A 4,102-nucleotide genomic window follows, 5' to 3' on the forward strand; every position below is an offset into this window, starting at 1 on the left:
GCCGTTGTCCGTCAGGATCGTGTGGATGCGATAGGGCACGGCTTCCAGTAGATGCTCCAGGAACTCCCAAGCGGTCTTCCTGTCAGCCTTTTCGACGAGTTGGGTGACCGCGAACTTGCTCGTTCGGTCGATGGCCACGAAGAGATAGAGCTTGCCCTCGGCCGTCTGCACTTCGGCGATATCCATGTGGAAGAAACCGATGGGATAGCGCTTGAACCGCTGACGCTTCGGCTTGTCGCCGCCGATCTCAGGCAGGCGCGAGATGCCGTGCCGCTGAAGGCACCGATGCAGCGCTGACCGTGTCAGGTGAGGGATCGAAGGCTGTAGAGCATAGAGACAGTCGTCCAGCGGCAAGAGCGTGTGACGCCGAAAGGCAACGACCATTGCTTCCTCAGCCTCGCTGAGCACGGAGGATCGGGGCTCCTTGGGCCCAGTCTTCAAATCCTCGACCGTCTCGCGGTTACGCCATTTCGCCACGGTCTTCGGATTGATCCCAAACTCCTGGCTCAGTGCCGCGATCGAAGCTTGCGATCGCTGTATTGCTGCTCGAATGGCGTGCGTGGTCGTGGCGCAGCCGTGACGAACTTGTCCCATAGTGCTTCCTTCCATTCCGACGAATGGATCGCACCATCAAACCGTGGGATCAAACACCTAGCCTGATCGACTCCCAATGCCCGGGCTATTCTGATTGTTAGTGCAACGTTGGCCGGGTTTCCAGCGCCGGCAGCCTCGCGGAGCAGGGTTGCAGAGTCGCCCACGCCGGAAGCCCGGAGGTGAAGACTTCCGGAGTCGGCGGTTTGTCTCCGAGCGATACATGCGGGCGAACAGAGCATTACCTCGATCTGCACAGGCCGCGCGGCATCGACCGGATCGTCATGGCCAACCTAATCAACGGCGGCTGTATCACCACCTCCGATTTCATCGCCTCGCTCCCACCGCAGCAGACTGAGAAAGATCATATCCCGGCCCCCGTCAGCGCCAGATATTCTGGAACCGCACCGCCGCCGTGCGGGTATAGCGGGCGGTATGGCGGGGATCGCGATGGCCGAGATAGTCCTGGATCAACCGCAGGTCGCGCCCGGCATGGGCCAGGGCGTGACCGCAGGAATGGCGCAGCATATGGGGATGCACCGCGCCGAGTTCGGCTCGCGCCGCGATGCACCTCAGGAGATAGTTCACCGCCTGCCGGGTCAAAGGCTGACCGCGCTCCGACAGAAATAACCAGGGCAGCAGATCTGCGCGACCGGAGAGATGCCGACGCAATGTCCGAAGTTCATCACAGGTCAGCGGCTGGCTGGTCGAGAGGCCGCGCTTCAGCCGCTGCACCCAGAGATGGCCGGAGGTCAGGTCGAGATCCTCCCGCCGCAATGCGACCAGTTCGCTGACCCGCAGCCCGTGTCGGTACATCAGCAACAGCATGAGATGATCGCGCGCCCCGTGCCGGCCCAACCTGGCCGCAGCCAGCAGGCGCTTGACCTCATCTGCGGTCAGGTAATCTCGGCGGCGCAGATGCGCATCGACCGGCGCCCTGCCGTCACTCTTGACAAAACGCCGGTCGGTGTGCTGTCGGGTCATGTGATTTTGTCCCGCGATTGCTGGTGCTGTCGCAGTTCACTCTTTACAAAGCGCTCATTCTGTAAAGAGTTTGCTGTGGATTGCGACGTTGCGACCCGGCACAGCTCTGAAATCGCTTGGAATTCCAGTCTTGTAGGAATCCGCAAATTTCCATAGAAATCTCAAAAAGGATGATTCTGGGAAAGCGCTTCACATGGCAGCTGACATCATGACCATTGATGAAGTCGCCGACTATCTCAGGATCAACAAGAAAACCGCTTACCGCCTTGCGGCCGACAGCAAGCTGCCCGGCTTCAAGGTTGGCGGCACCTGGCGGTTTCGGCGCGTGGATATTGAGGACTGGATCGAGCGTGAAGCCAGTCCGAAGAAGGACAAAAAGAGATGACCGGCCAGGAACAACGCGCGGCGCTACAACGGAAAATCTGGGAAATCGCAAACGACGTGCGCGGCTCGGTCGATGGCTGGGACTTCAAGCAATATGTCCTCGGCACGCTCTTTTACCGCTTTATCAGCGAGAATTTCGCTGCGTATATCGAGGCGGATGACGAGAGCATCAACTACGCTGGTCTTCCTGACGATGTGGTCACTGATGACATCAAGGACGATGCCATCAAGACCAAGGGCTATTTCATCTATCCCAGCCAGCTGTTCGCCAATGTGGCGGACGGTGCCAACACGAATGACAGCCTGAACACAGATCTGGCGCATATCTTTGCGGCAATTGAATCCTCGGCCAATGGCTATCCGTCTGAGCTGGATATCAGGGGCCTGTTCGCCGACTTCGACACGACCAGCACGCGCCTCGGCAATACCGTCACGGAAAAGAACAGCCGATTAGCCAAGGTACTTAAGCGCGTTGCGGAATTGGACTTCGGCAGCTTCCACAACAGCCAGATTGACCTGTTCGGCGATGCCTATGAATTCCTGATCTCGAACTATGCCGCCAATGCGGGCAAGTCCGGCGGCGAGTTTTTCACCCCGCAACATGTCTCAAAGCTCATCGCGCAGCTCGCCATGCACGGGCAGGAAAAGGTCAACAAGATCTATGACCCGGCCTGCGGCTCCGGCTCGCTGCTGCTGCAAGCCAAAAAGCATTTCGATGAACACATCATCGAAGAGGGCTTCTTCGGGCAGGAGATCAACCACACGACCTACAACCTCGCCCGCATGAACATGTTCCTGCACAACATCAATTACGACAAGTTCAATATCCAGCGTGGCGATACGCTGACGCAGCCCCACTTTCAGGACGACAAGCCCTTCGATGCCATCGTTTCCAACCCGCCCTATTCGGTGAAGTGGATCGGTTCGGACGATCCGACCCTGATCAACGATGACCGCTTTGCTCCGGCGGGCGTGCTGGCGCCCAAATCAAAGGCCGATTTCGCCTTTGTGCTCCATGCGCTCAGCTATCTCTCGGCCAAAGGCCGCGCGGCGATCGTTTGCTTCCCGGGGATATTCTATCGCGACGGGGCGGAGAAAAAGATCCGGCAATATCTGGTTGATAACAACTACGTCGAGACGGTGATCGCGCTTGCCTCCAACCTCTTCTATGGCACGACCATCGCGGTAACGATTCTAGTCCTTGCCAAGAACAAGACCGATACGGCCATCCAATTTATCGACGCAAGCGGCGAACAGTTTTTCAAGAAGGCCACCAACACCAATCTGATGACGGACGATCACATCGCGCGGGTGATGGAGATTTTTGATCGAAAGGAAGACGTCGATCATGTCGCCGCATCGGTGCCGTATGAGACCATCGTAGAGCGCGGCTATAACCTCTCAGTCAGTTCCTATGTCGAGCCGCGCAACACGCGCGAGGTTGTGAACATCGGTGAGCTCAATGAGGAGATCAGAACCACGGTTGAGAAGATCGACCAGTTGCGCGCTGACATCGACGCCATCATCGCGGAGATTGACGCATGAGTGCGGCGGGTTTTCTGGAGAAGCTGTTGGACGGGGTTGAAGTGGCTTGGGTGCCTTTGGGGGACGTCACTCAACCCACCGCGAACATCAAGTGGTCTGAAGCCGAGGGCGTTTACCGATATATTGATCTCACGTCCGTCGACATCAAAGCCAAGCGCGTTACCGAAACCAGCGAGATTTCAGCCGAAACCGCGCCAAGCAGAGCGCAGAAACTCGTCGAGGACAATGACGTCATTTTCGCCACGACGCGCCCCGTTCAACAACGATACTGCCTCATCGACTCGAAACTGGCCGGAAACGTCGCCAGCACGGGTTACTGCGTGCTCAGGGCAAAGCAGGATCAGGTTCTACCCAAGTGGATTTTGCATTGGCTTAGCACAACAGAATTCAAGAATTATGTCGAAGAGAATCAGAGTGGTGCTGCATATCCAGCGATATCAGACGGCAAAGTGAAAGCGTTCAAGATCGCCATTCCATGCCCCAATGATCCGCAGAAGTCGCTGGCGATACAGGGGGAGATTGTTCGGATACTCGACAGCTTCACCGAGCTTACCGCCGAGCTTACCGCCGAGCTTACCGCCGAGCTTACCCAGCGCAA

5 protein-coding genes are annotated in these 4,102 nt (G+C 57.6%); 3 read left to right on the plus strand and 2 right to left on the minus strand.

The window, feature by feature from the left end:
• Positions 1-594, minus strand: a 594-nt coding sequence (locus tag ASV56_RS06490) for a DDE-type integrase/transposase/recombinase (RefSeq protein WP_156429134.1), incomplete at its 3' end; no start/stop codon positions are given.
• A gap of 378 nt (positions 595-972) precedes the next feature.
• The gene (locus ASV56_RS06495; protein WP_082724746.1) at positions 973-1,575 is read right to left on the minus strand and encodes a tyrosine-type recombinase/integrase; all 603 of its coding nucleotides are present in this window, start codon (positions 1,573-1,575) and stop codon (positions 973-975) included.
• A gap of 193 nt (positions 1,576-1,768) precedes the next feature.
• On the opposite strand from ASV56_RS06495, the gene ASV56_RS06500 reads away from it, so the two are divergent.
• The 3 genes from ASV56_RS06500 to ASV56_RS06510 form a co-directional block, all read left to right on the plus strand.
• Complete coding sequence (locus tag ASV56_RS06500) at positions 1,769-1,960, plus strand: helix-turn-helix domain-containing protein (protein WP_062561268.1); 192 nt, start codon at positions 1,769-1,771, stop codon at positions 1,958-1,960.
• Positions 1,957-3,504: a type I restriction-modification system subunit M gene (locus ASV56_RS06505; protein WP_062561269.1), complete on the plus strand. Its 1,548-nt coding sequence runs from the start codon at positions 1,957-1,959 to the stop codon at positions 3,502-3,504. The genes ASV56_RS06500 and ASV56_RS06505 overlap by 4 nt, the downstream gene beginning before the upstream one ends.
• The coding region (locus ASV56_RS06510; protein ID WP_172823733.1) for a restriction endonuclease subunit S at positions 3,501-4,102 on the plus strand (602 nt) is incomplete at its 3' end. The genes ASV56_RS06505 and ASV56_RS06510, both read left to right, overlap by 4 nt.

Source organism: Paracoccus aminovorans, from assembly GCF_001546115.1.
GTDB lineage: Bacteria > Pseudomonadota > Alphaproteobacteria > Rhodobacterales > Rhodobacteraceae > Paracoccus > Paracoccus aminovorans_B.